The 1,846-nt window shown below is 71.3% G+C and carries 2 protein-coding genes and 1 pseudogene; all 3 read left to right on the top strand.

Annotated features, from left to right (window positions below):
• Positions 1-372 (top strand): annotated as a pseudogene (locus tag AKI01S_RS52440) (DEDD exonuclease domain-containing protein); the annotation flags it as partial.
• Positions 373-551: 179 nt separating this feature from the next.
• Positions 552-1,301 carry a rhomboid family intramembrane serine protease gene (locus AKI01S_RS48535; RefSeq protein ID WP_067833915.1) on the top strand — a complete coding sequence of 250 codons (750 nt, stop codon included), beginning with the start codon at positions 552-554 and terminating at the stop codon, positions 1,299-1,301.
• Positions 1,302-1,415: 114 nt separating this feature from the next.
• Entirely contained in the window at positions 1,416-1,703 is a 288-nt protein-coding gene (locus AKI01S_RS48530; RefSeq protein ID WP_067833912.1) for an Lrp/AsnC family transcriptional regulator, read from the top strand.
• Positions 1,704-1,846 lie beyond the last annotated feature (143 nt).

Raw genomic sequence — 1,846 nt, 5'->3', positions numbered from 1 at the left:
TGGGAGCTGTCGGTCGTCCGGTACGGCCGGCTCGCCGCCGCCGGCACCGTCCCGCCGCGCGCCCACCCCCGCCCCTACGTGGACGCGCTGATCGCCACCGCCGAGACCGTGCTGCCCGGCGGCCCGCCCGGCGCGATCCCCGCCGGGGCCGTCACCGCCGGGGCCGTCACCGCCGGGGCCGGGGCCGAGGAGATGGAGTGCGTGCTGCGCTGGCTGGACACACCCGGCGTGCGGCTGGTCGAGATCGACGGCGAGTGGACCTGCCCCGTCCACGGGGCCGAGGGCCTGCGGCGGTGGCTCGACCACACCCTCGAACGCGCCCGCGACGCCGTGGAGCCGGAGGACCGGGGGGTCTCGCGGCCACTAAGGTGAGGGGACGAAACCGGCGAATGGCCCGTTGGTCGGTTGGCTGGTGGTTTGTTGGCCCGCTGGCCGGTGGTCCGCTGGCCGGTGGTCCGTGGGGCCGTTGGCCGGTGGCCGGTGGTCGGTGGTGGGCGGTCTGCCGGTCGAGGGTCGGCGGCCAGATGATCGAATGGTGAGGACGCTCGCGCATGGCGATACCCCTGTACGACAGCCAGCCCGCGCGGCGCGTGCCCTGGGTGACGTACCTGCTGGTGGCGGCCAACGTCGTGGTCTTCCTGCTGACCCCCATGGCCAACTTCGCCACCTGGTACGGCGACGGCGGCGTCCGCCAGTGCCGGGCCAACGAGTTCATCCTCGAACACGGCGCGGTCCCGCGCGAACTGACCACCGGACGCCAGCACCCAATCCCTCCCGAGATCGCCCACCGCTGCGGCGAGGCGGCCTTCGACAAGCTGCCGTGGGTGTCGGCGTTCGAGTCGATGTTCCTGCACTCGGGCGTGCTGCACCTGCTGGGCAACCTCGTGGTGCTGTTCGCGGTCGGCATGGGCCTGGAGGACCGGCTCGGCCGCTGGCGCTACCTGCTGGCCTACCTGCTGTTCGGCCTGGCCGCCGTGTACGGCTTCGCCTACACCTACCCCGACTCGGGAACCCCGCTGATCGGCGCCTCCGGCGCGATCTTCGGGGTGCTCGGCGCCTACCTGGTCCTCAACCCGCGCGGCCGGATCGTCAGCCTGCTGCCCCCGGTGATCGTGATCCGGCTCCCGGTGTGGGTGGTGCTGGGCGGCTACTTCGTGATCCAGTGGCTGTCGCTGGGGGACACCGAGAGCAACGTCGCCTACGTGGCGCACATCTACGGCTTCGTGGCCGGGGCCTTGTTCGCCCTGCTGGCCCGGCATGCCGGACCGGCTCGCCGGATCGTCGCGTTGGATCGCGGATGAGGCGTGGGTGGGGTTCGGGTGAGGCACGCGTGGGGTGCGGGTGAGGCGCGGGTGGAGATCGTCTCGTTGGGGCGTGGGTAGAGTCTGAGCGTTCGCCGAGCTGGGGAGGGTGCAGTGGTCACTGCGATCGTGTTCGTCAAGGCCGACGTCGCGCGCATCCACGAGGTGGCCGAGAAGATCGCCGCGCTGGACGGGGTCAGCGAGGTCTACTCGATCACCGGTGAGTTCGACCTGCTGGCGATGGTCCGCGTCCGCCGCCACGACGAGCTGAACGACGTCATCCCCGGCCGGCTCAACAAGATCCCGGGCGTGCGGGAGACCGAGACCCACATGGCGTTCCGCACCTACTCGCGACACGACCTGGACGCGGCGTTCTCGCTGGGGCTGCCGGACTCGGACTGAGGCTGGGGCTTCGGGCTGGGGTTGGTGGGGGTGTGTAGACCCTCTGGGGTTTAGGGCCTGTGGGGAGGCTTGGCGAAAGCGGGGGTTGGGGTCTCCGGTTGGGTGTAGACCCCCGATATTGCTAGTGGTCTGTGGTCGGGTGC

The organism is Actinomadura kijaniata NBRC 14229 (genome assembly GCF_001552175.1).
GTDB classification, from domain to species: domain Bacteria; phylum Actinomycetota; class Actinomycetes; order Streptosporangiales; family Streptosporangiaceae; genus Spirillospora; species Spirillospora kijaniata.
The sequence above is the reverse complement of the archived record's forward strand: the minus strand, read 5'-3'. Positions and strand labels throughout refer to the sequence as shown.